The organism is Campylobacter sp. CCUG 57310, from assembly GCF_013201975.1.
Taxonomy (GTDB): domain Bacteria; phylum Campylobacterota; class Campylobacteria; order Campylobacterales; family Campylobacteraceae; genus Campylobacter_A; species Campylobacter_A canis.
The window spans coordinates 1,729,735-1,750,967 of the sequence record NZ_CP053845.1 but is presented as its reverse complement, the minus strand read 5'-3'; the positions used below and the strand labels follow the sequence as shown (position 1 = coordinate 1,750,967).

At 39.9% G+C, this 21,233-nt stretch carries 20 protein-coding genes and 1 pseudogene; 14 read left to right on the top strand and 7 right to left on the bottom strand.

The window, feature by feature from the left end; genetic code table 11:
- Nucleotides 1-46 precede the first annotated feature (46 nt).
- The gene (locus CORI_RS08820; RefSeq protein ID WP_173031666.1) at nucleotides 47-469 is read left to right on the top strand and encodes a Sua5 YciO YrdC YwlC family protein; all 423 of its coding nucleotides are present in this window, start codon (nucleotides 47-49) and stop codon (nucleotides 467-469) included.
- A gap of 256 nt (nucleotides 470-725) precedes the next feature.
- Nucleotides 726-2,084: an NADP-specific glutamate dehydrogenase gene (gene gdhA / locus CORI_RS08815; protein ID WP_173031665.1), complete on the top strand. Its 1,359-nt coding sequence runs from the start codon at nucleotides 726-728 to the stop codon at nucleotides 2,082-2,084.
- Between the two features lie 254 nt (nucleotides 2,085-2,338).
- Here gdhA and CORI_RS08810 read toward each other — a convergent pair whose 3' ends face one another.
- The 3 genes from CORI_RS08810 to CORI_RS08800 are packed head-to-tail and all read right to left on the bottom strand — an operon-like array spanning nucleotide 2,339 to nucleotide 7,414.
- Nucleotides 2,339-3,319 (bottom strand): amidohydrolase family protein, encoded by a 981-nt coding sequence (locus tag CORI_RS08810; protein ID WP_173031664.1) that lies wholly within the window; start codon nucleotides 3,317-3,319, stop codon nucleotides 2,339-2,341.
- Entirely contained in the window at nucleotides 3,306-6,770 is a 3,465-nt protein-coding gene (locus tag CORI_RS08805; RefSeq protein WP_173031663.1) for an acyl-[ACP]--phospholipid O-acyltransferase, read from the bottom strand. The genes CORI_RS08810 and CORI_RS08805 overlap by 14 nt, the downstream gene beginning before the upstream one ends.
- Entirely contained in the window at nucleotides 6,767-7,414 is a 648-nt protein-coding gene (locus CORI_RS08800) for a MerR family transcriptional regulator (protein WP_173031662.1), read from the bottom strand. The genes CORI_RS08805 and CORI_RS08800 overlap by 4 nt, the downstream gene beginning before the upstream one ends.
- Before the next feature lie 245 nt (nucleotides 7,415-7,659).
- Here CORI_RS08800 and CORI_RS08795 point away from each other — a divergent pair, with 245 nt between their 5' ends.
- Nucleotides 7,660-8,085: an isoleucyl-tRNA synthetase gene (locus tag CORI_RS08795; protein WP_173031661.1), complete on the top strand. Its 426-nt coding sequence runs from the start codon at nucleotides 7,660-7,662 to the stop codon at nucleotides 8,083-8,085.
- 352 nt (nucleotides 8,086-8,437) lie between these two features.
- On the opposite strand, the pseudogene CORI_RS08790 reads toward CORI_RS08795, so the two are convergent.
- From CORI_RS08790 to surE, 4 genes and pseudogenes are all read right to left on the bottom strand, one after another.
- Nucleotides 8,438-8,704: pseudogene (locus CORI_RS08790) on the bottom strand (tRNA threonylcarbamoyladenosine dehydratase); the annotation flags it as partial.
- Between the two features lie 110 nt (nucleotides 8,705-8,814).
- Nucleotides 8,815-9,249, bottom strand: a complete 435-nt coding sequence (locus tag CORI_RS08785) for a DUF2628 domain-containing protein (protein WP_173031660.1) — start codon at nucleotides 9,247-9,249, stop codon at nucleotides 8,815-8,817.
- A gap of 9 nt (nucleotides 9,250-9,258) precedes the next feature.
- Nucleotides 9,259-9,912 carry a ThiF family adenylyltransferase gene (locus CORI_RS08780; RefSeq protein WP_173031659.1) on the bottom strand — a complete coding sequence of 218 codons (654 nt, stop codon included), beginning with the start codon at nucleotides 9,910-9,912 and terminating at the stop codon, nucleotides 9,259-9,261.
- Nucleotides 9,905-10,678: a 5'/3'-nucleotidase SurE gene (surE, locus tag CORI_RS08775; protein WP_173031658.1), complete on the bottom strand. Its 774-nt coding sequence runs from the start codon at nucleotides 10,676-10,678 to the stop codon at nucleotides 9,905-9,907. Before surE ends, CORI_RS08780 begins: the two co-directional genes overlap by 8 nt.
- 128 nt (nucleotides 10,679-10,806) lie before the next feature.
- Here surE and CORI_RS08770 point away from each other — a divergent pair, with 128 nt between their 5' ends.
- From CORI_RS08770 to CORI_RS08720, 11 genes are read left to right on the top strand one after another with little or no spacing between them, the layout of a single operon-like run.
- The gene (locus CORI_RS08770; RefSeq protein ID WP_173031657.1) at nucleotides 10,807-11,244 is read left to right on the top strand and encodes a lysozyme inhibitor LprI family protein; all 438 of its coding nucleotides are present in this window, start codon (nucleotides 10,807-10,809) and stop codon (nucleotides 11,242-11,244) included.
- Entirely contained in the window at nucleotides 11,241-12,272 is a 1,032-nt protein-coding gene (gene lpxB, locus CORI_RS08765; protein WP_173031656.1) for a lipid-A-disaccharide synthase, read from the top strand. The genes CORI_RS08770 and lpxB overlap by 4 nt, the downstream gene beginning before the upstream one ends.
- Before the next feature lie 2 nt (nucleotides 12,273-12,274).
- Nucleotides 12,275-12,763 (top strand): transcription elongation factor GreA, encoded by a 489-nt coding sequence (greA, locus tag CORI_RS08760; protein ID WP_173031655.1) that lies wholly within the window; start codon nucleotides 12,275-12,277, stop codon nucleotides 12,761-12,763.
- Complete coding sequence (gene argC, locus CORI_RS08755; protein ID WP_173031654.1) at nucleotides 12,764-13,768, top strand: N-acetyl-gamma-glutamyl-phosphate reductase; 1,005 nt, start codon at nucleotides 12,764-12,766, stop codon at nucleotides 13,766-13,768.
- A gap of 1 nt (nucleotide 13,769) precedes the next feature.
- A complete protein-coding gene (locus CORI_RS08750) occupies nucleotides 13,770-14,504 on the top strand; it encodes a UDP-2,3-diacylglucosamine diphosphatase (RefSeq protein ID WP_173031653.1) in 735 nt (244 codons plus the stop codon).
- The gene (locus CORI_RS08745; RefSeq protein ID WP_172201721.1) at nucleotides 14,497-15,444 is read left to right on the top strand and encodes a chemotaxis protein; all 948 of its coding nucleotides are present in this window, start codon (nucleotides 14,497-14,499) and stop codon (nucleotides 15,442-15,444) included. The genes CORI_RS08750 and CORI_RS08745 overlap by 8 nt, the downstream gene beginning before the upstream one ends.
- A gap of 9 nt (nucleotides 15,445-15,453) precedes the next feature.
- Entirely contained in the window at nucleotides 15,454-17,799 is a 2,346-nt protein-coding gene (locus CORI_RS08740) for a chemotaxis protein CheW (protein WP_173031652.1), read from the top strand.
- A 3-nt stretch (nucleotides 17,800-17,802) separates the two neighbouring features.
- On the top strand, nucleotides 17,803-18,303 hold the full coding sequence (locus CORI_RS08735) for a chemotaxis protein CheW (RefSeq protein ID WP_173031651.1): 501 nt from the start codon (nucleotides 17,803-17,805) through the stop codon (nucleotides 18,301-18,303).
- Between the two features lie 10 nt (nucleotides 18,304-18,313).
- Complete coding sequence (gene serB / locus CORI_RS08730) at nucleotides 18,314-18,937, top strand: phosphoserine phosphatase SerB (protein WP_173031650.1); 624 nt, start codon at nucleotides 18,314-18,316, stop codon at nucleotides 18,935-18,937.
- An 11-nt stretch (nucleotides 18,938-18,948) separates the two neighbouring features.
- Nucleotides 18,949-19,959, top strand: a complete 1,011-nt coding sequence (locus CORI_RS08725; protein WP_173031649.1) for a transaldolase — start codon at nucleotides 18,949-18,951, stop codon at nucleotides 19,957-19,959.
- Between the two features lie 10 nt (nucleotides 19,960-19,969).
- Nucleotides 19,970-21,181, top strand: a complete 1,212-nt coding sequence (locus CORI_RS08720; RefSeq protein ID WP_172201714.1) for a type IV pilus twitching motility protein PilT — start codon at nucleotides 19,970-19,972, stop codon at nucleotides 21,179-21,181.
- Nucleotides 21,182-21,233 lie beyond the last annotated feature (52 nt).

The window sequence follows — 21,233 nt, the reverse complement described above, 5'->3', positions numbered from 1 at the left end:
CAGCGATAAACTCACAAATAATTTATCTTTAAACAAAAGGAAAATTTTGATCTATCTAGCGCAAACAGACACTACGGCGGGATTTTTAAGCAAGGATTTTAATGAGATAAACCGCTTAAAAAACCGCCCTTTGCATAAGCCTTGCCTTATCACTACGTCAAAATTTAGCGAGCTAAAAACGCTTGTGCGGGTTCCTGATAAATTTAAAAATTTAGTGCGCCGAGCAAGAAAAACTACATTTTTATATCCGAATTTAAAGGCCGTGCGGGTCGTCAAAGAGTGTGCGCACGCTAAATTTCTTGATCAAAACGGATGGTTTTACTCAAGCAGTGCGAATTTAAGCTCGGAGAAATTTGACGAAGCTTGGGCTAGAAGCGTTGCTGATGTCGTTGTCGATGAAAATTTTCAAGAAAATTCAAGCTCGAAAATCTACAAACTATCAAAAATAAATTTAAAAAAGATAAGATAGATAAATCATAAACTCAAAACGCACTTACTTTTTATATATTGAGTAATTAGGTTATATAAAATTTCAATTTATCAAATTTAAAAGTTAAATCAAAGCTCTTGTTCGCCAAAATTTGTTTCTATTTACCAAGTAAATTTCTTCATAGTTTCGATATGTAACATCAAATGACTAAGATAAAAATATAAAATTAAATTTAAAAAAATAAAAAATCATATCGTGCTAATATTTCACCATAAATTGTTACAAAGGAGATGGCGTGAGTGAGTATGTAAGCAAAATGATGGAACATATCAAAAGAGCAAATCCCGGGCAAGATGTGTTCGTGCAAGCTGCAACCGAAGTGCTTTATAGCCTCGAGCCGCTTTTAAAAAGAGAAAGTAAATACCAAAAACACGCCATCTTAGAGCGCATCACCGTGCCTGAAAGAAGCGTGATATTTCGCGTTACATATACGGGCGATGACGGTAGTGTGCACGTGCACAACGGATATCGCATCCAGTTTAACTCAGCCGTCGGTCCTTATAAGGGCGGGCTTAGGTTTCATCCGAGTGTTGATCTTGGAGTTTTGAAATTTCTTGGATTTGAGCAGATTTTTAAAAATTCTCTTACAGGTGTGCGAATAGGCGGCGCAAAGGGCGGAAGCAACTTTGATCCTAAAGGAAAGAGCGATAATGAGATCATGCGATTTTGCCACTCTTTCATGAACGAGCTTTACCGACATATAGGCGATACGACCGATGTGCCCGCAGGCGATATCGGCGTAGGAACGCGCGAAATCGGATATATGTTTGGTCAGTATAAGAAGCTTACGGGCAAATTTGACGGAATTTTTACGGGCAAGGGGCTAAACTGGGGCGGAAGTCTGGCTAGGACGGAAGCTACTGGATATGGGGTTGTTTATTTTACGCAAAATATGTTAAGACGCGCAGGACTTAGCCTAGAAGGTAAAAAATGCGCAGTGAGTGGCTCTGGTAACGTGGCGATTTATACGATTAAAAAGCTTTATGACGTGGGCGCTTTGCCCATAACGGCTTCTGACTCTAGCGGGTTTATTTACGATGGTGAGGGCATTGATATAAACGCTCTTAGAGAGATTAAAGAGGTGCAAAGAGGGCGTATAAGCGAGTATTTGAAATTTCGTCCGCATGCTAAATTTACGCCTGTTAGCGATTATGACCAAGGCAGAAACGCGGTGTGGAACACGCCTTGCGACGGAGCGTTTCCGTGTGCAACGCAAAACGAGCTGCGACTTGCGGATATTAAGACGCTTTATGCTAACGGCTGTAGGTTTGTAGCAGAAGGTGCGAATATGCCAAGTACTTTGGATGCGATAAATTTTATGCTGGCGCAAAAGGATTTTTATTTCGCTCCGGCAATAGCGGCAAATGCCGGCGGAGTAGCTACCAGCGGGCTTGAGATGATGCAAAATGCAAGCATGACTTCATGGAGCTTTGATGAGATCGATGAGAAGCTTCACGGTATCATGGATCATATCTTTGAGCTAAGCTATGAGACGAGCAAGGAATTTGGCGATGAGGGCAATCTTGTGCTTGGCTCAAATATCGCTGGCTTTAGAAAAGTGGCTGATGCCATGATAGATCAGGGGTATGTGTGAAATTTGGCATGAAGCAGAGGTGAAATTTAAGCCTACTTATGCTTGCGTGCGTGGCGAAATTCAAAGAGTCTAAATGCAAAATTTAGCCGTGTTTATACTTGCCGTTTTTGGTATTTGTGTATCTAGTTATGCCCGATAAATTCGCAGTTGCTAAGAAATTTGCGGCTTTTTTAATGATAGCTCAGTTTATCTATGTCGTCTTTTGTGCACTATAAGCCTTGCAAGGCGTTTAAACCAGCAAGGCTTTATGAAATTTACTCGACTATGAGCTTTTTATAGTTGCTCCATATCGGATTTTCCTCGTCAAAATACTCCAAAATTCCGTTAGCGTATCTATCAAAGGGATTTTGCAGCTTATGCAGATCAAGTCGTGTCTTAAAATTTAGATCGTAGCTGTTGTAGATAACCGAGTAGGGCACAGGGAAATCAGAGCCGTAAAGCAGCTTTTCATGCACCTCTTTTTGCTCGCTTAAGTGACGAAGCACTTTGGCGCGAACTGGCGTTAAGAGTGCCGAAACATCGGCGTATAAGTTATCATGCGTCTTTAAAAGCTCTAAAAGAGCGTGATACTCTTTGTTGAAATTTCGCGGCTTTTTCGAGATGGCGCGAAAGATGTTGCCGTCATACCCTAAAGCCATGTGCGCACAAATCGTCTTTACACCCACCTTTAACGGATGATAAAGCATGCTGATATCCTCGCACGCCTTATCCGAATGGATGGTGTTTTCATTGCCTACATGCACGATTAGTGGCAAATTTAGCTCTTTTAACTTTTCAAAATACGCTCTAAACCGCTCTTTTCTCGTATCAACTCCCCAGTAGTTTTGCAAAAATTTCGCCCCTTTAAAGCCCTTTTCGTGATATTTTTCTATAAGCTCAAGCGCATCGGGTCTAAGCGGATTTATCGAAAAAAACGGCACTATGATGCCTGGATTTTCTTTATAAACTTCAAACACATCGTCATTTGTCGCACATACTGTTTTATCCTTGTGCAAAATTTCGCCACGCTCATTTACTTTCGCATCAACTCCAAAAAGCGCGATTTTGCCTACGTATTTTGAACTTCTTAAGTTGTTTATGAGGCCTTTTTTGTAAGCCTCATAAGGATTTTCGTAAAGCTCTTTAGCCTCAAGTCCAAATTTCTTAGCGAAAAAATTTATGGCAAATTTATCGAAAAACCGATCAAATTTTACTTCCGAACTTAAAAGATGAGTGTGTATATCAAGCGTTTTCATTTGCTTTTTCCATTAAATTTGCGGCTAGGTTTTTTGCGCCTTTGAAGTCCGCTTTGCCGCTTGCTAGCGTTGGCAGCTCATCAACTAAAAATATATGCGCAGGCTGCATAAGCGCAGGTAAATTTCCCTCTCTTAGCTTTGAGGCTATCTCGCTTTCGCTAAGCTCGCTTTTAGCTATCAGCACGACGCATTCGCCCTTTTTCTCATCGGGCATATTTACCGCGATGAAATTTGCCTCATCGGCTAAAATTTGAGCTATTTGCTCCTCTACGCTTCCTAGACTTATCATCTCTCCGCCGATTTTGGCAAAGCGCGAGTATCTATCTACGATACTTACGAAACCTTTTTCGTCGATATGACCTTTATCTCCGGTTTTGTAGTATCTGGTGCCCTCTATCTGAACTATCACTTCGTTAGTTTTTATTTCGTCGTTTAAGTAGCCTTTCATCACTTGCGAGCCGCCTATGACGATAAGACCGTCTTCGTTTACGCTAAGTTCGCGTAGAGTATCCGGATCTATGATCTTTATAATGGTGCCTGGAAGTGGCAATCCAACTGAGCCCGGTTTGTTGAAATTTAGCTCTTTGAGGCTTTCTTTTTCAAGGATGTCAGGCATATTTACGGCTGCTACGGGAGCGGTTTCGGTCGTGCCGTATCCTTCGTAAATTTCAAGTCCGAATTTAAGCCTGAAGCTGTCTTTTACCTCTTTTTTGAGCTTTTCTGCACCCGCAACGACCATGCGAACGCTTTGAAACATAAGCGGAGTGAGTTTTTTGTTTTTGATATAAAGCCTAAAAAACGTCGAAGTTCCAAAAAGAATGCTAACCGAGTGCTTTGCCGCCATTTTGCCTACCGCCGCACCGTCCGTAGGATCTGGCACGCTTACCATCTTTACACCTTCGCAAAGCGGCATTAGCGTAGTTACGGTTAAGCCAAAGGAGTGAAATATCGGAAGCGAGTTTAGTATCACGTCATCTTTTCTGAAATTTAGCAGTTCGCTGATCTGCTTGATATTTGCAAGCAGGTTTTTGTGGCTTAGCTCGATACCTTTTGGCTCGCCCTCGCTTCCGCTGCTAAATAAAATCGTAGCCGTGTCTTCAAGACTTACATCTGCGAAGTAAAGCGCTTTAATAAGGCTTTCAGGAGCAAAAAGCGCAAGCATGAACGAGTAAATTTTAAGCGGTTTGCTTATCTTTTTACCAAGCTCTTCCACGCTTAAAATTTTGCCTTCTAAGACACTAGCGAAATCAAACCCCTTGCTTGAAAGCTTCTCAATAAATTTGTGCGATGTGATAACTCGCGTGATATCAGCCTTTCTAAGTGCTGCGTTCATAGCCTGCTCGCTTAGAGTGTAGTTTAGATTTACAGGGATTTTGCCCATAACCAAAAGCGTCATGTTGATGATAGCGCCTATAGCCGAGCTTGGAAGCAGCACTCCGACGTGCTTTTCATTTTTTAGCTTGGATTTTAAAATTTTGGCAAAGACAAGCACGGCGGTGATAAATTTGGCATTGCTCAGGCTCGTGCCCATACTGTCTACCGCGCACTCTTTGAGTAAATTTGACTTAGCCGTATCAAGCCAGTGATGAGTTAGCGGCTTTTGGCGAGAGAGGAAATTTTCCCATGATGAAAACGAAAGCTCGACCACCTTTTGCTTCATGGCTGCGCTATCTATGAACTCATAAATCGGCTTACCAAACGCCACGATGATCTCTCGCTTGCCTTTTTTAGCCGTTAGCTCCTTATAAAATTTATCCGCTCTTGAAAAGCTTGAGCCCCAAAGTCCGCGCAGATAAAACGGCACTATGCAAATTTCATCAAGATCTTTTATGATGAGCTCAAAGCCTTTTTGAAATTCATTTATCTGACCGTTATAGCTGATGTGCCCTTCAGGAAATAGCGCAACGACTTCGCCGTTTTTAAGGTGCTTTCTGATAAGTTCGATTGACTCTTTACTAGCACCCGCTCCGATTGGAATAACTTTAAAGAATTTTAAAATCCAGTTTAGATACCACTTGTTGTAAATGCCTCTATACATCACAAATTTTATCCCTCTAGGGCTTGCTACTTGAAGCACCAGCCAATCAATCCAGCTTATGTGGTTGCCAAGCATCAAAACTCCGCCGCTTTGAGGAAGATTTTTAAGTCCTTCGACGTTAAATTTGTAATTGCTCTTAAGAAGCGGCAAAAGAAGCAGCCTTGTGAATAGATGCGGAAGCTGAAAAATAGCATAAAAGCTTCCAAGCAAACACACCGCCGAAGCGAAGATAAAGAGACCTTTAGTTGAAATTCCCGTATAGACAAAGGCGATGCTTAAGCATAAAAACGCAACCATTGCGATGTTTTGCAAGAAGTTGTTGCCAGCCATTATCTTGCCCATGTCTTTTTCAGGCGCGAAAAACTGTATAGTGGCGTTTAGCGGCACGATAAAAAGCCCTCCAAAAACTCCGAATAAAAACGAACAAAGAGCTATGACAAAGGCGCTATTTGCCGAGCCGAATATAAACATCGATACGAAAATCCCAAATGCACCGATCGGCACGATACCAAGCTCGATGTGAAATTTACTCATCGCGCCCGCTATATACGAGCCTATGATAAGACCCACGGCGCTTACGGCTAAAATTCCTTGTATGATAATTGAGTTATCGTCGTTAAATAAAATTTTATAATGCGCGGGAAACGCTGCCAGTATCACCTGTGAAACTCCCCAAAATATGCTAAGTCCGATGATACTAAGCCAGATATTTTTATCTTTTCTTAAAATTTTGATATTTTCTTTTAGATAGCTAAGCTTAAAGTATCTTTTAGCGTTAAATTTGCCGTCTTTATTTTTAGCTTCAAAATAAGGAAGTCTAAATGCAAAAATCGCTTCAAGAGCGCTTAGAGCAACTAAGAAAAACCCTATCACGTATATGCTTGATAAAATTTCATTCGGACTTGAAGATGCTACGTAAAATATCTCAAACATATAAGAAAATGCAAACGAACTAAACAGTATCGCAACGATAGTAAGAGCTTGTATAACGCCGTTTGCCATGCCTAAAAGCTCAGTGCCTACTATTGATTTGATGATGCCGTATTTGGCGGGCGAGTAGATGGCGCTTTGCACCGCTAAAATTAGCGTTAGGAAAAATGCAAGCTCAAAAAGCCCTAAAAGATAGCTAAGCAAGATAAGCAAGCAAATAGCCACGGCAACGAGCGAGGATATCTGTATGACCTTAGTTTTGGAGTATTTGTCGTTGATAAATCCTGACGGCGAAAAAAGAACGATAAAAGGCAGCAGTATCATCGCGTTTATGAGCGCAGTTAAGACTACTAAAGTGTCGCCCGAAAAGCTCTTTAAAAGCACGTTTTGTATGGTTATCTTATGCGCCAGATCAACGCTTGCGTTTAAAAACGCGATAGCAAGATAGGGTAAAAATCCCTTGATGTATAGTAAATTTTTCATCTGTTTTCCTTTTGGTAAAACTCTAATGTATGCATGTTTAGTATGTATGGTTTTGCGATTAGCAAGATGTCAAAGAGGTGTTTTAAGCTTTCGTTCCTGCTTGCTTCATCTACGCCCTCAAGCGATTTAAAAGTAAGCGCGACCTCTTCTTTGGCGAGCTTTTTGGCTAAATTTATATAAGCTTTTAGTATCTCAAGCTGGTTTTTATCCGACTTCATGATGATGGCTAAAATTTCTCTTTCTTTAGCCGTAAATTTGCCCTCTCGCGGCATCAAAAAACCGTCTTTTACATATTTTTCAAGCGTTTTTTGATCTATCTTAAATTCCTTGCAAAGCTCATCGGCGCTATAAATTTGAGTAAGCGATGCTCCCATGACAAGCTCAAGCGTGCCTAAAAGCGCTTCATATGGGCTTTTGATATCAAAATTTGGATGGGCAAAAAGCGCTTTTATCTCCGCTATTGTTGAGTTAAAGTTGCTTTGGAGATATTTTATAAACTCAATTATCTCCACGCACTCATCGCTATAAAGGTGCAAATTCGCTTTTTCTTTAAACGGCTCTGGCAGTAAGCCCTCCTTGATGTAGTAAAGGATGGTTGATTTGGGCGTTTTGCTACGCTCTATAAGCTCATTCATCTTTAGCATTTCCATGCTCCTTTTTAAAATTTATGAAATCTTACACCCTTTTAGCTTAAGATAGCATTAAGCGACACTTTACACTATTTATATTTTAACTAAACCCGCTCGGCTTTTAAATTTTGCTTTTTATTTGATGTTTTAAGATAAAATTTGAGCTTTTAAATTTGATAATTTGCTTTAAGATAGGTTTATTTGACCCGCACTTTTGAATTCAAAGCCTAATTTCAATATAATTTCTCAAAAGGAATTAGATGAAATTTGTAAATGCGTTTTTTATCGGATTTTTATTTGTCTTAGCCGCTATCTTTACGCTTTTTGTGGGACTTAAGACTAGTTATTTTGATTATTACGGCGTCAATGAATACTTTAACGTCATATTCGTTGATAGCGTGCCGTGGCTTTTTATTTTACCTATCTCTCTTGTGTTTGGATATCTCATTTTATACACTCCTTTTAGAAAATTTATGCGCGTAGTTTTTGTTTTGATTTTGCTTGTAGCCGCCACTTCTTGGCATGATAGCATTGGCAAAAAGGCTGGAGAAGCTTTATTTGCAAAGCCTGTTATGCTAAAAGACGCAAAAGGAAATGAATTAAACGCGATTGAAATTTATAAAGGCAGAAGCAAGATTTATTATTTTGATGAAAATTCTAACAAGGGCTTTGAGAGGAAAATTTAAAGCGCTAGATGAATTTAAAGCCAAAGCGGCAAGTATAAAATTTACGTTGATGCGGATTAAAAGAAAGTTATGCAGGAATTTTTACCAGATATCATAAAACTTTTAATGATCTTGGCTGTTGTTTTAGTTCATATTTACAGCCGTAAAATCACTAAAAGTATGGTTGTATTTTTTACGATTATCTCTTTTGTCTTGATAATAGAAACATTTAGGAGCGTTTAGAGATGATGGACCGGCTTTTACTGGCAATTTACAGCATTTTTGAGATTGAAAGACGGATAAATAAAAAGACGATTTATCTTAGTATTTTGATTTTTATCGATTATATTTGTCTTAGTATTATTTTTAAGTTTTAATTTTCACAGATTAGCTTTTTAACCGCCAGACTTGCTAAATTTAGTCCAAAAACAGCCGTTACTCCCATGAAGCTTCCAAGCTCTTTGCAGTTTGGCTCTTCGGTTGAAAACACTACTTCAAAATCGCCTTTAAAGCCTGATTTTCTAAGTTCATATCTAAATTTCCTAGCCAAAGGATCGTTGCAAGTTTTCCAAACCGAAGCGACGCAAATTTTAGTAGGATCAAGCCTTTTTGCTCCGCCCATCGAGGAGATGAGCTTGCTATAAACTGCTTTTGCTGTTCGTCAGTATTATTTATATAAAAGTATATTATTTTATATAAATTAATACAACTACGGCTTTGTATGCAAAACAAATAGTTAAGATCGCTTAACTATTTTAATATTGCTGTTATTGTTATCATTAAAATAAACGCCAATACCCAAGCTCCTTCAGGACTTGTTCCACCGCCTTGTTTTAAATTTTCATCGTTTTCAGATTCTAATATTTTACAAAATCGAGAACAAACAGCATATTTAGCTGCCATGCCACATATAACCCATCCAAAAATTTTTAAAAATATAACTATAGGGAGCATTGCAATAATGTAAATATAGTTTTTTCTATAAGCAAAGAAAAATATTGTTCCAAAAAATCCCCACCAGCTCCAAGTTATTGCATATGATAACTCTTCTTTATTACCATTTTCAAAGAATGATTCGCAAGCTTTTGCGTAAATTTCTACTTTTTCAGGTTTTTGAAGGTATATTTCAAGCTTTTGCCTAAGCAAAATTGGGTCTGAAAAAACTTTTTTTTGATACTCTGTCATAAGACTCCTTTATGATAAATTTGATGTAGTTGTTATTTTTTTAATCGCCAGACTTGCCAAATTTAGTCCAAAAACAGCCGTTACTCCCATGAAGCTTCCAAGCTCTTTGCAGTTTGGCTCTTCGGTTGAAAACACTACTTTAAAATCGCCTTTAAAGCCTGATTTTCTAAGTTCATATCTAAATTTCCTAGCCAAAGGATCATTGCAAGTTTTCCAAACCGAAGCGACGCAAATTTTAGTAGGATCAAGCCTTTTTGCTCCGCCCATCGAGGAGATGAGCTTGCCGTGCGCCGCATTTGCAAGAGCGACTTTAGCTGCCATATCATCGATCGCATCGATTACCAAATCAAACTCGCTAAAGTCAAAATTTGCCACAAATTCAGGCGTTATAAGCTCGCAAATGGGCGTGATGTTAGGATAAATTTTAGCAAATTCACTCACCTTCACCGCTCCGACCGCTTCGCTATAAATTTGGCGATTTTGGTTTGTGACGTCAAATGTGTCTTTATCTATGATGGTTATTTGCCCCACACCCGAACGAGCAAGTGCATCGACGCAAATTCCGCCCACGCCGCCCACGCCGCAAACTAAAATTTTAGCCTTTTGAAGTTTGGCGAATTTTTCATCGCCCAAAAGCCACCTAGCGCGCGTAAATCTATCCATCAAGGCTCTTTTTGAGCGAATTTAAGCTCGCGTGCGCCGTCATATCAAGCATTATGGGCGTTAGGCTCGCGTAGCCTTCATTTACGACGCTGATGTCGCTTGGATCACCTTGCTCGTAATCAAGCGCGGCAACTCCCAGCCAGTAGTACTCCACTCCGCGCGGATTGCGATTTAGCGTTGCGTGAGTCGCGTAGCTTCGCTTGCCTACAGGAACCACTTGATAGCCTTTAAAATCTTTTTGCGTAACGGCGGGGATATTTACGTTTAAAAACTGCCTTTCAGGCAAGCAAATTCGCCCGTCAAGCACTCGAGGAACGATAAATTTAACTATTTCTCGCGCCAAAGAAAAACCAAGCATATCGATGCTGTCGTTTTTGTAAAATTGCGAAAACGCTATACTCTTAACTCCTTGCAAAACCCCTTCCATAGCGGCTCCACACGTGCCTGAGTAGGTTATATCCTCGCCCAAATTAGCGCCGTGATTTATGCCGCTTATGATGAGGTCTGGCTTTTTGTTATAAAGTGCGTGAAGTGCTAGATATACGCAATCACTCGGCGTTGCGTCATCTAGTTTAAAGAAGTTATCGTCTATCTTTATAAACCTAAGCGGCTTTGTAAGAGTAAGGGAGTGCGCGCAGGCTGATTTCTCGCTACTTGGGGCTACGATAGTAACGTTTGTATCAGGAATTTCTTTTAAGGCACGAGCAAGCTCATGAAGCCCTTTAGCCTCGAATCCATCGTCGTTTGTGATAAGAATTTCTTTCAAATTTCGCCTTTAAAATTTTTGCGATTTTAACATAGCTTTCGTTATAGTCTCATAAAGCCGAATTTTAAATTTATTATTTATTTAGCCACTTTTAGGGATAATCTTTGTCAAATTCCAAAGGATAAAATGTGCTTAAAAAATTTACATTTATCGCGCTTGCGGCAAGCCTTGCTTTTAGCGCGCAGCAGCTTGTGGTTAAAAATGAAAGCGCTCCAAATTTAAGCAAGGGCGCAGCGGATGAATCCGAACTAAGAGTTAAAGCGTGCATAGAGGCCGATAGCTCTACGGCAGGGATGATAGAGTGCATAAATAAAGAGTTTGAAATTCAAGACAAAATTTTAAACGAAACTTATAAAAAGGCTATGAGTATACTAAACGACGAAAATAAAAAGAGGCTAAAAGATATCCAAAGAAAATGGGTCGCTTATAAAGAGGCTAAATGCCCGTTTGTCCCGCCTCAAGGCACGATGTATCTCGTTGCTTCGGCGAATTGTTATCTAAAGATGACTAAGGAGCGAACGCAAGAGCTTCAGTATATCATAGAAGAGTTTGAGGGAAATCAGTGAAGCTGCTTGTTTCATGCCTTGAGGCGTCGGCAAATTTGCACCTAGCCGAGGTGCTTGAGTATCTGCATAATTACGAGCTTGAAGGAATTTTTGACGAGAAATTCGGCAAGCCTTTTATGCGAAGTAGCGAATTTTCGGCGATGGGTTTTGTGGAGGTTTTGCCGCTTTATTTTAAGGCAAAACGCGCTATCAAAGAGATGGTAAATTTAGCTAGCAAGTGCGATCACGTCTTGCTTATCGATAGTCCAGCGTTTAATTTGCCGCTGGCAAAGGCGATTAAAGAAGCAGGCATTAAAACGCCTATAACTTACTACATCTTGCCGCAAGTTTGGGCTTGGAAGGCGGGCAGAGTGGCTAAAGTGCAGAAGTATTGCGATAACTTGGCTTCTATCTTGCCTTTTGATAAGATGTTTTATAATCGTGCTACTTACGTGGGGCATCCTTTGATGGACGAGCTTAGAGTTCGTAAAAATACGCTTATAAATAGCGGCAAAATAGCCTTTTTACCGGGTTCTAGAAAGGCTGAGATAACAAGGCTCATGCCTGTTTTTAAAGAGGTTGCAAGGCAAATAGAGGGCAAAAAACTGCTTTGCGTGCCTGAGTTTTTGATGAAAGATATTGAAATTTACGGCGATATAAGCGAATTTACGCTTACAAATAATGCACCAAGAGCGCTTTTGCAAAGCGAATTTGCATTTATCTGCTCGGGAACTGCTACGCTTCAATCAGCCCTTATCGCAACGCCGTTTGTGCTAGCTTACAAGGCAAAAGCCATTGATATGTTTATCGCTAGAAGGCTTGTGAAGGTGAAATTTGCAGGGCTTGCTAATATTATTTTTGATTTTTTGGGCAAAGAGCCGCTTCACATCGAGCTTTTGCAAGATGAAGTAACTGCGCAAAATTTGCTTAAAGCTTATAAAGAGTGTGATAGGCAAAAATTTATAAAAGGTTGTGCACAGCTTAGAGAGTACCTTGAGCACGGCTCTGCAAACGCAGTTGCAAATATGATACAAAATAAAAAAGGATAAAAATGACTGAACCGATGACTATATTTGGATACGAAAAAATCACAAACGAACTTAAAAATTTAAAAACAGTAGAGCGTCCGCGCATAGTTGAAGAGATCGACATCGCAAGAAGTCACGGCGATCTAAAAGAAAATGCCGAATATCACGCAGCCCGCGAGAAGCAATCCTTCATCGAAAGCAGGATCGCCGAGCTTAGCGACATAGTAAGTAGAGCTAAAGTGATAGATCCAAGCGAATACGAGCATGACAAGGTGAAATTCGGCTCAACGGTTGTGATAATGGACGTTGAAACCGAAATAGAAAAATCCTATACTCTAGTAGGAACGCCTGAAAGCAACCTAGAGCGAGGCTTAATCTCTATAAATTCGCCCCTTGGCAGACAGCTTATCGGCAAGAGCGAGGGCGATGACGTGACGCTAAATTTGCCAAACGGCGCAAGCGAGATAGAGATCATCTCTGTTAGCTATAAACCTATCAAATTTGGAGAGTAGATGATAAATGTAGGCATCATCGGCGTTAGCGGATATACGGGATTTGAGCTTATAAAGCTGCTTTTAAATCACCCTAAATTTAAAATTTCTTACCTTGCTGCAAGTTCTGCTTCTAGGATAGAGGAAATTTTCCCCTCTTTAAAAGGCGTTTTTGAGTTTGAAGTAAGCGCTGCGGACGCAAGCCAAGCGGCTAAAAAATGCGAACTTGTCTTTTTGGCGTTGCCGCATCAGGAGGCGATGAAATATGCAAAAGAGCTTTTGAAATTTGGCGTTAAGGTTGTTGATTTTTCCGCCGATTACCGCTTGAGTCTTGAGCTTTATGAGAAAAATTATTGCGAGCACCTAGATCCTGAAAATTTATCAAGTGCGGTTTACGGGCTAGTTGAGCTAAACCGCGATCGAATAAAAAGAGCAAATTTAATCGCAAATCCGGGATGTTATCCTACCGCTTCGATCTTGGCCATCGCACCGTTTTTGCAGTTTTTAGACGCCGAATTTGGCGTGATAATAGATGCAAAAAGCGGAGTTAGCGGAGCTGGTAAGAAGCTAAGTGCGACAAGCCATTTTGTGAGCGTGAATGAAAACGCAAACGCCTATAATCCGATAAAACACCGCCATAGTGACGAGATAAAAGAGCAAATTTCACTTATTGCAGGCAGGCAAATACCCACGCTTTTCGTGCCTCACTTGCTTCCTATAACGCGCGGAATGCTGGTAAGTGTTTATGCTAAACTTACTAGTAAGATAGATCCTATCGAAATTTTAAATAAATTTTATGAAGCCGAGAAATTTGTGCGGGTTAAAAATGAGCCCGTTAGCATCAAAAGCGTTGCCGGAACGCACTTTTGCGATATAACAGCTTATGTGCACGAGGATAAAATTTTTATAAACTCGGCCATCGATAATCTCTTGCGAGGTGCCAGCTCGCAAGCTCTTGCAAATGCGAATTTAATCTGCGGATTTAGCGAAGATACGGCACTTCCTATTTATACTTGTCTTCCTTAAAATGCAAAATTTGACGATAAAAAATGGCGCGATTTTTATAGCCGATTCTCACGTTAACGAAAATCGCCCCGAATTTTTAAAATTTCTACGAGCATTAAAAGAGGGCAAAATTTGCGCTCCGCAGTTATTTTTGATGGGCGATATGTTTGATTTTTTATCGGATTACTGCGATTATCCGCTTAAATTTGCAAGCGAACATATAAGGCTTATAAATGAGCTTTCCAAACGCATGGAAATTTATTATTTTGAAGGAAATCACGACTTTAACCTTTCAAAAATCTTAAAAAACGTGCGAGTCTTTCCAATCGCTGCGCAACCTGTCAAATTTAAGAGCGAATGCGCGCAAAACGTGGCTATTGCGCACGGAGATATATTTTTGCCTTTTGTTAGCAAATATGCTTTGAGATTTTTAAGGCTCAAGTTGTTTTTAAAATGTATGAATTTTATTGATAATTTGTTAAATTTTAAAATTTCAAAGGCGCTTTTTAAAAAATTACGACATAAAAATTTAACTTATAAAATTCCAAATTTTAAAAATTTAGCAGCAAAAAGAGTGGCGAATTATACCGAAGAAATCATAATCGAAGGGCATTTTCACCAAGGAGATATATTTGAGTTTCAAAATCAACAATATATCAACGTTCCAAGTTTTGCATGCGAGCAAAGTTATTTTATAGTAGAATACGCACCAAAGATTAAGTTTGCTCTAAAGAGCGCAAGGGGCCAAGATGTTTGATGATAACGTTTTAAAGACCGGTTCAAACGAGATGGAGCTTGTTGATTTTAGAATTTTTAAGCAGACGGGCGACAGAGTATATGAGGGTATATACGGCGTAAATGTCGCTAAGGTCCGCGAAATCATCAAGATGCCAAATTTGACCGAACTTCCGGGTGTTCCTGAATATATAGAAGGAATTTTTGATTTACGGGGCGTAGTGATACCGGTTATAAATTTAGCCAAATGGATGAATATAAAAGAGCCGCAAGAGGCCGTTATGAAACCGCGCGTGATAATTTCGGAATTTAGCGAAATTTTGATAGGTTTTATAGTCCATGAAGCCAAAAGAATTCGCAGAATTAATTGGGCGGATATAGAAGCTGCAAGCTTTTCTGCAAGCTCAGGCACGCTTGATAAAGGCAAGATCACGGGCGTAACTCGCATAGAAAACGATGAAGTTTTGTTGATACTGGATCTTGAAAGTATCGTTGAAGAGCTTGGAATTTATAGTCCTAAGATCGAGGTTGATATAGATGAGGCTAAGAGGCTTCACGGCGTGGCGCTTGTGCTTGATGATAGCTCGACTGCCAGAAAGCTCGTAAAAGATACTCTTGAAAAGATGGGGCTAAAGGTAGTTGAAGCAAAAGACGGTATCGAAGGACTTTCTAAGATGCAAGATCTTTACGAGATGTACGGAGATAAGCTAAACGAGCATTTAAGGATTATATTAAGCGATATCGAGATGCCTCAGATGGACGGATACCGCTTCGCGGCGACTCTTAAAGATGATAGTAGATACTCAAACATACCTATTATCTTTAACTCCTCTTTGAGTAATGTTTATAGTGAGGCTCAGAGCAAAGAGGCGGGCGGTGCTGCGTACTTAACGAAATTTGATGCGACTATTCTTTATAATGAGGTGCTTCGTGTTATCGAAGCGCAAAAATCAGCGAAATAGGGGTAAGATATGGATGATATGAGAGAGATACTTGAAGACTTTTTAGTAGAAGCCTTTGAGCTAGTCGAGCAAATCGACCATGACCTTATCGAGCTTGAGTCAAATCCTGAAGATTTGGAGCTTTTAAATAGAATTTTCCGCGTTGCTCACACCGTAAAAGGATCGTCTTCGTTTTTAAATTTTGATGTTTTAACCAAACTTACGCATCATATGGAAGATGTTTTAAACAAAGCTAGAAAAGATGAGCTTAAGATAACGCCTGACATCATGGACGTCGTACTTGAATCAATCGACATGATGAAGTCGCTTCTGCACGGAATTAGAGATAATGGAAACGACACCGATGTAGGCATAGATATAGCTGATATCTGCACTAGACTTACTGCTATTTCAGAGGGCGAAAGCGCAGCTGCGGTTCAAGAAAGTCCAAAAGCCGAGCCTGTAGAGGAAGTGCAGTCAGGGCCTGAACCTGAGCCGATTAGCGATGAAAATTTATCAAATTTAAGCGATGATGAGATAGAGGCCGAGATAGAAAGACTGCTTAAAGTAAGAAAAGCGGAAGATCAAGCTCGTAGAGCGCAAAAAGCGGCAAGTGCGCCTGCGCCAAGTGCAAATTTAGCTCCTGAGGCTCCAAAAGCAGCCGCCCAGCCTGCACCTAAACCTGTTACACCAAGTGCACCTAAAAAAGTAGAAGCCGAGAAGAAAGTCCCAGCTGCCTCAGCAGGCGGAAGCGATGCTGAACAAACTATACGCGTAGAGGTTAAAAGGCTTGATCATTTGATGAATTTAATCGGCGAGTTGGTACTTGGCAAAAACCGCTTGCTTAAAATTTATGATGACGTAGAGGAAAGATACGAGGGTGAGAAATTCCTTGAAGAGCTAAATCAAGTAGTTTCTAGCTTAAGCCTTGTAACTACCGATATCCAGCTTGCGGTTATGAAGACAAGAATGCTTCCTATTGCTAAAGTGTTTAACAAATTTCCGCGTATGATAAGGGATTTAAGTCGTGAGTTAAATAAACAAATCGATCTTGAAATCACGGGTGAAGAGACCGAGCTTGATAAGTCTATAGTGGAGCAAATCGGCGATCCGCTTGTGCATATGATAAGAAATTCTTGTGATCACGGTATAGAAGACGGCGCGACCAGAATTGCCGCAGGCAAGAGCGAAAAAGGAACTATTCAGCTAAAAGCCTATAATGAAGGTAATCACATAGTAGTTGAGATCGCAGACGACGGTAAAGGCCTTGATGCCGATATGCTTAAGGCAAAATCGATCGAAAAAGGCATAATAACCGAGCGTGAAGCTGATGCGATGAGTGATAAAGAGGCGTTTAGTCTTATATTTAAACCGGGATTTTCAACTGCGGCTAAGGTCACAAACGTAAGCGGACGCGGCGTAGGAATGGATGTCGTTAAGACAAATATAGAAAAGCTAAACGGATTAATCGATATAGATAGCGAGCTTGGAAAAGGAACGGTCGTAAAACTTAAAATTCCTCTTACTCTAGCTATCATCCAGTCGCTTTTAGTAGGCTCTCAAGAGGAATTTTTCGCTATCCCGCTTGCAAGTGTTCTTGAAACGGTTCGCGTACCGATAGATGATATATACACTATCGACGGTAAGAACGTACTTAGGCTGCGAGACGAGGTTCTTTCGCTTGTTAAGCTTTCTGACATCTTTGGCGTTAAGCAGGTATTTGACGGAGGAGAGCAGACTTATGTCGTTATCATCGGAGTTGCGGAAGCCAAGCTTGGTATCATAGTAGATAGCCTTGTGGGCCAAGAAGAGATCGTTATAAAATCCATGGGCGATTACTTACAAAATATCCCTGGAATCGCAGGCGCTACTATAAGAGGTGACGGACGCGTAACGCTTATAATCGACGTTGCCGCTATGATGGAGATGGCAAAAGATATCAAAGTAGATATCAGAGCCAGTCTTGAAGCTTTAAAAACGACTAAAGAAAAGCCAAGCGATTATAAGGTGCTGATAGTGGATGATTCCAAGATGGATAGAAATATCATGCAAAGATCGCTTGAGCCGCTTGGCGTAACCGTTATAGAAGCTACAAACGGCGTTGAAGCGCTTAGTATAGTAAAATCGGGCGAACATGCTCTTGATGCTATGCTTATAGATATAGAGATGCCAAGGATGGACGGATATACTTTGGCTGCGGAAATTCGCAAATACTCAAAGTATAGAAATTTACCGCTGATAGCAGTTACTTCAAGGACTTCAAAGACGGATAGATTAAGAGGGGTTGAAGTAGGAATGACCGAGTATATCACTAAGCCGTATTCATCGGAATACCTTGAAAACGTAGTTAGAAAAAATATTAAAATGATAGGATAGAACATGAATGACAAATTAAATCAGGTTCTAAAAAGACAGAAAAAGCAGATGGCTGATCCTGCCGAAAAGGATAGAGACGAGATAGTCCAACTTGTCGGATTTATAGTAGGAGACGAGGAGTATGCGATACCGATTTTAAACATCCAAGAGATTATTAAACCGATCGAATATACTCGCGTGCCAAGCGTTCCTGAGTATGTTTTAGGCGTGTTTAATTTGCGCGGAAGCGTTATACCGCTAATTGATCTTAGGAAGCGTTTTTCTCTAAACGCCACAAAGCCTAATGCAAATACGAGATATATCGTGATGAAGGATGATGAAAACAGAGTGGCGGGATTTGTTATAGATAGGCTAACCGAGGCAATTAGAATTAAAAAGAACAGGATCGATCCGCCGCCTGAAACTTTGCTGAAAGAAAAGGGCATGATCTATGGAATCGGCAAAAGAGATCAAAATATCCTTACGATTTTAAAAGTTGAGTCGCTCTTAAAGCGCGATTTTTAAAGGCTAAATTTTGATAAAACTTTGTGTTTTTGATTTTGACTCTACTTTGATGGACGGAGAGACTATTGATTTTTTAGCGCAGGCTCACGGAGTAGGTGATGAAGTTAGTGCTATAACCAAGCGCGCCATGGCTGGCGAACTTGATTTTTTTGAGAGCTTAACTAAGCGCGTAAGCCTACTAAAAGGACTTAGTGTAGAGAAAGTAGATGAAATTTGTGAAAATTTACCGCTTATGCCGGGAGCTTTTGAACTGATAGCTCATCTAAAATCCAAAGGCATAAAAGTAGTCGTTTTTAGCGGAGGATTTCACGCAGGAACGGATAGGGCGCAAGCTAAGCTTAAATTTGACGCTAGCTTTGCAAATATCTTGCACTCAAAAGACGGCGCTTTAAGCGGACTTGTGGGAGGCGAGATGATGTTTGGTTTCTCAAAAGGCGCTATGATGCAAAATTTGCAAAATTTGCTAGGTATAAGCAAAGACGAAACTATGAGTGTAGGGGATGGAGCCAATGATATATCCATGTTTGAATATTCAAGTCTTAAAATCGCCTTTTGCGCTAAAGAAATTTTAAGAGCCAAAGCGACGCACTGTATAGATAAAAAAGATTTAAGAGAGATAATAAATTTAGTATAAAAGGCAAAAAGATGTTTAACGGTAATGTCAAATTTTCGCTATGGTGTGATTTTGTGGAGAGAGATTTTTTAAATGGAGAATTTGTAGAACTTATAAATTCAGGCGCGATAAACGGAGCTACTTCAAACCCCGCGATATTTAAATCTGCCTTTTTAACTTCAAGCGCTTACAAAAGCACTATAGAGCAAAGCGAGAGAAAACATCCTAAAAATATCTACGAGACTCTTGCTATGCAAGATATCAAAATCGCAGCAAATAAGCTTATAAAAAATTTCGCAAACGAGGATGACGGGTTTATAAGTATCGAGGTTGATCCAAACCTTTGTGATGATACTCAAGGCACGATAGAAGAGGGCGTTAGGCTGTTTAATGAGATGGCTATGCCAAACGTTATGATCAAAATTCCTGCGACAAAAGCCGGATTTGAAGCTATGAGCGCGCTTATGGCAAGAGGAATTTCAGTCAATGCTACGCTTATATTTTCACCTGAACAAGCGATATCTTGCCTTGAAGCCTTTGAGAGCGGAACAAAAATTTACGAGAAAAAATTCCCAAATACAAAACTTCCTCAGGGCGTGATAAGTATTTTTGTAAGCCGTTTTGATAGATTGCTTGACGAAAAGATGCGTCAAAGCTCACTTCCTACGGGACAAATCGGCATAATGAATGCTACTAAAATTTATAAAATCATAGAGGCTAGGAATTTAGCTAACGTAAGAGCGCTTTTTGCAAGCACCGGCGTAAAGGGCGATGAACTTAGTAAGGATTATTACGTAAAAGAGCTAATGTATAAAAACTCGATCAATACCGCTCCGCTTGATACAATCAAAGCTTTTATAAGTCAAAATAGCGAGCCAAAAGAAGCCGCAAGCGATGATAGTATTGAGAGATTTTTTGAAGTAGTAAAAAGAGCCGATATAGATATGAGCAGAGTTTATAAAGAGCTTTTAAGTGACGGCATAAAGCAGTTTGTGCAGGCATATGAAGAGATAATGAAAGCATTAAAACAAAACCAAATTTAGGGAGCGAGCTATGGAAATTTCTCAATTTGAAGTAGACGTCAGTAAATTAGATTTTATCTTAAGAGATAAACTTAACGGATATCTTTCAAAGCTTGTTGAAGGCGGCGGAAGCGATCTTCACATAAAATCGGGCGGATATATCTACGGTAGATTTAACGGTGAAATTCGCCAAATGAATACCGAAATAATGAGTCAGTCAGACAGCATTACTTTGGCAAAAGAGCTTTTGCGTTCGCGCTTTAAAGAGCTTGTGGATATGAAAAATATCGACTTTACCCATAAGCTAAATGACGATTATCGCTTTCGTGTAAATATATTTTTCCAAATGGAAGGTGTTTCTGCGGTTTTTAGAACTATACCTACGAAAATTCCAAATTTTGAAGAACTTTATCTTCCGCCTATAATAGAAAAAATTTGCGATACTGTAAATCGTGGGATTATCTTAGTTACCGGTCCAACCGGAAGCGGTAAGACGACAACTCTTGCAAGTATGATAAATAGAATGAACGCTCAAAAAAAGCGTCATATTATCACTATTGAAGATCCTATTGAGTATGTCTATACCGATCAAAAAAGTATCGTAAATCAAAGAGCCATAGGACAAGACGCGAGCGGATTTTCAGATGCTTTACGTGCATCTTTGCGCGAAGATCCAGATGTGATTTTGGTTGGCGAGATGAGAGATCTTGAAACCGTAAAAACAGCGATGGCTGCGGCTGAAACGGGACACTTGGTGCTTTCTACCCTGCATACTTTGGACGCTAAAGAGACTGTGGGGCGGGTTATAAATATGTTTCCAAAAGAGGAGCAAAATCGTATAAAGATGACCTTTGCTTCGGTTGTGGAAGCGATAATTTCTCAAAGACTTGTTAGAACTCTTCAAAATACAAGAAGACCTGCCGTTGAAGTAATGATTAAAAACGTAAGAATTAAAAACATGATCATGGATGGCAGAGAGGGTGAAATTTATGACGCGATAGAGCAGAGTAAAAACACTTACGGTATGCAGACTTTTGATCAGCATCTACTTGAACTTTACAATGAAGAGATAATAGACCTTGAAGAGGCTCTGGAAAAATCAAGCAAGAGAAACAACCTTGAAATCAAGATAAAAAACGCAAATTTAGCAAAAGAGGGCATGCTTGATCTTGCAAGCGGAGAAGAGGATTATACAGAAAGGTTAAAACGCGACGTAATCGCGCTTAAAGACTTGGACAGTTAAATTTAGGCTAAATTTATAAAATTTTGGCTAAAATCGGCATTTATTTTTTATG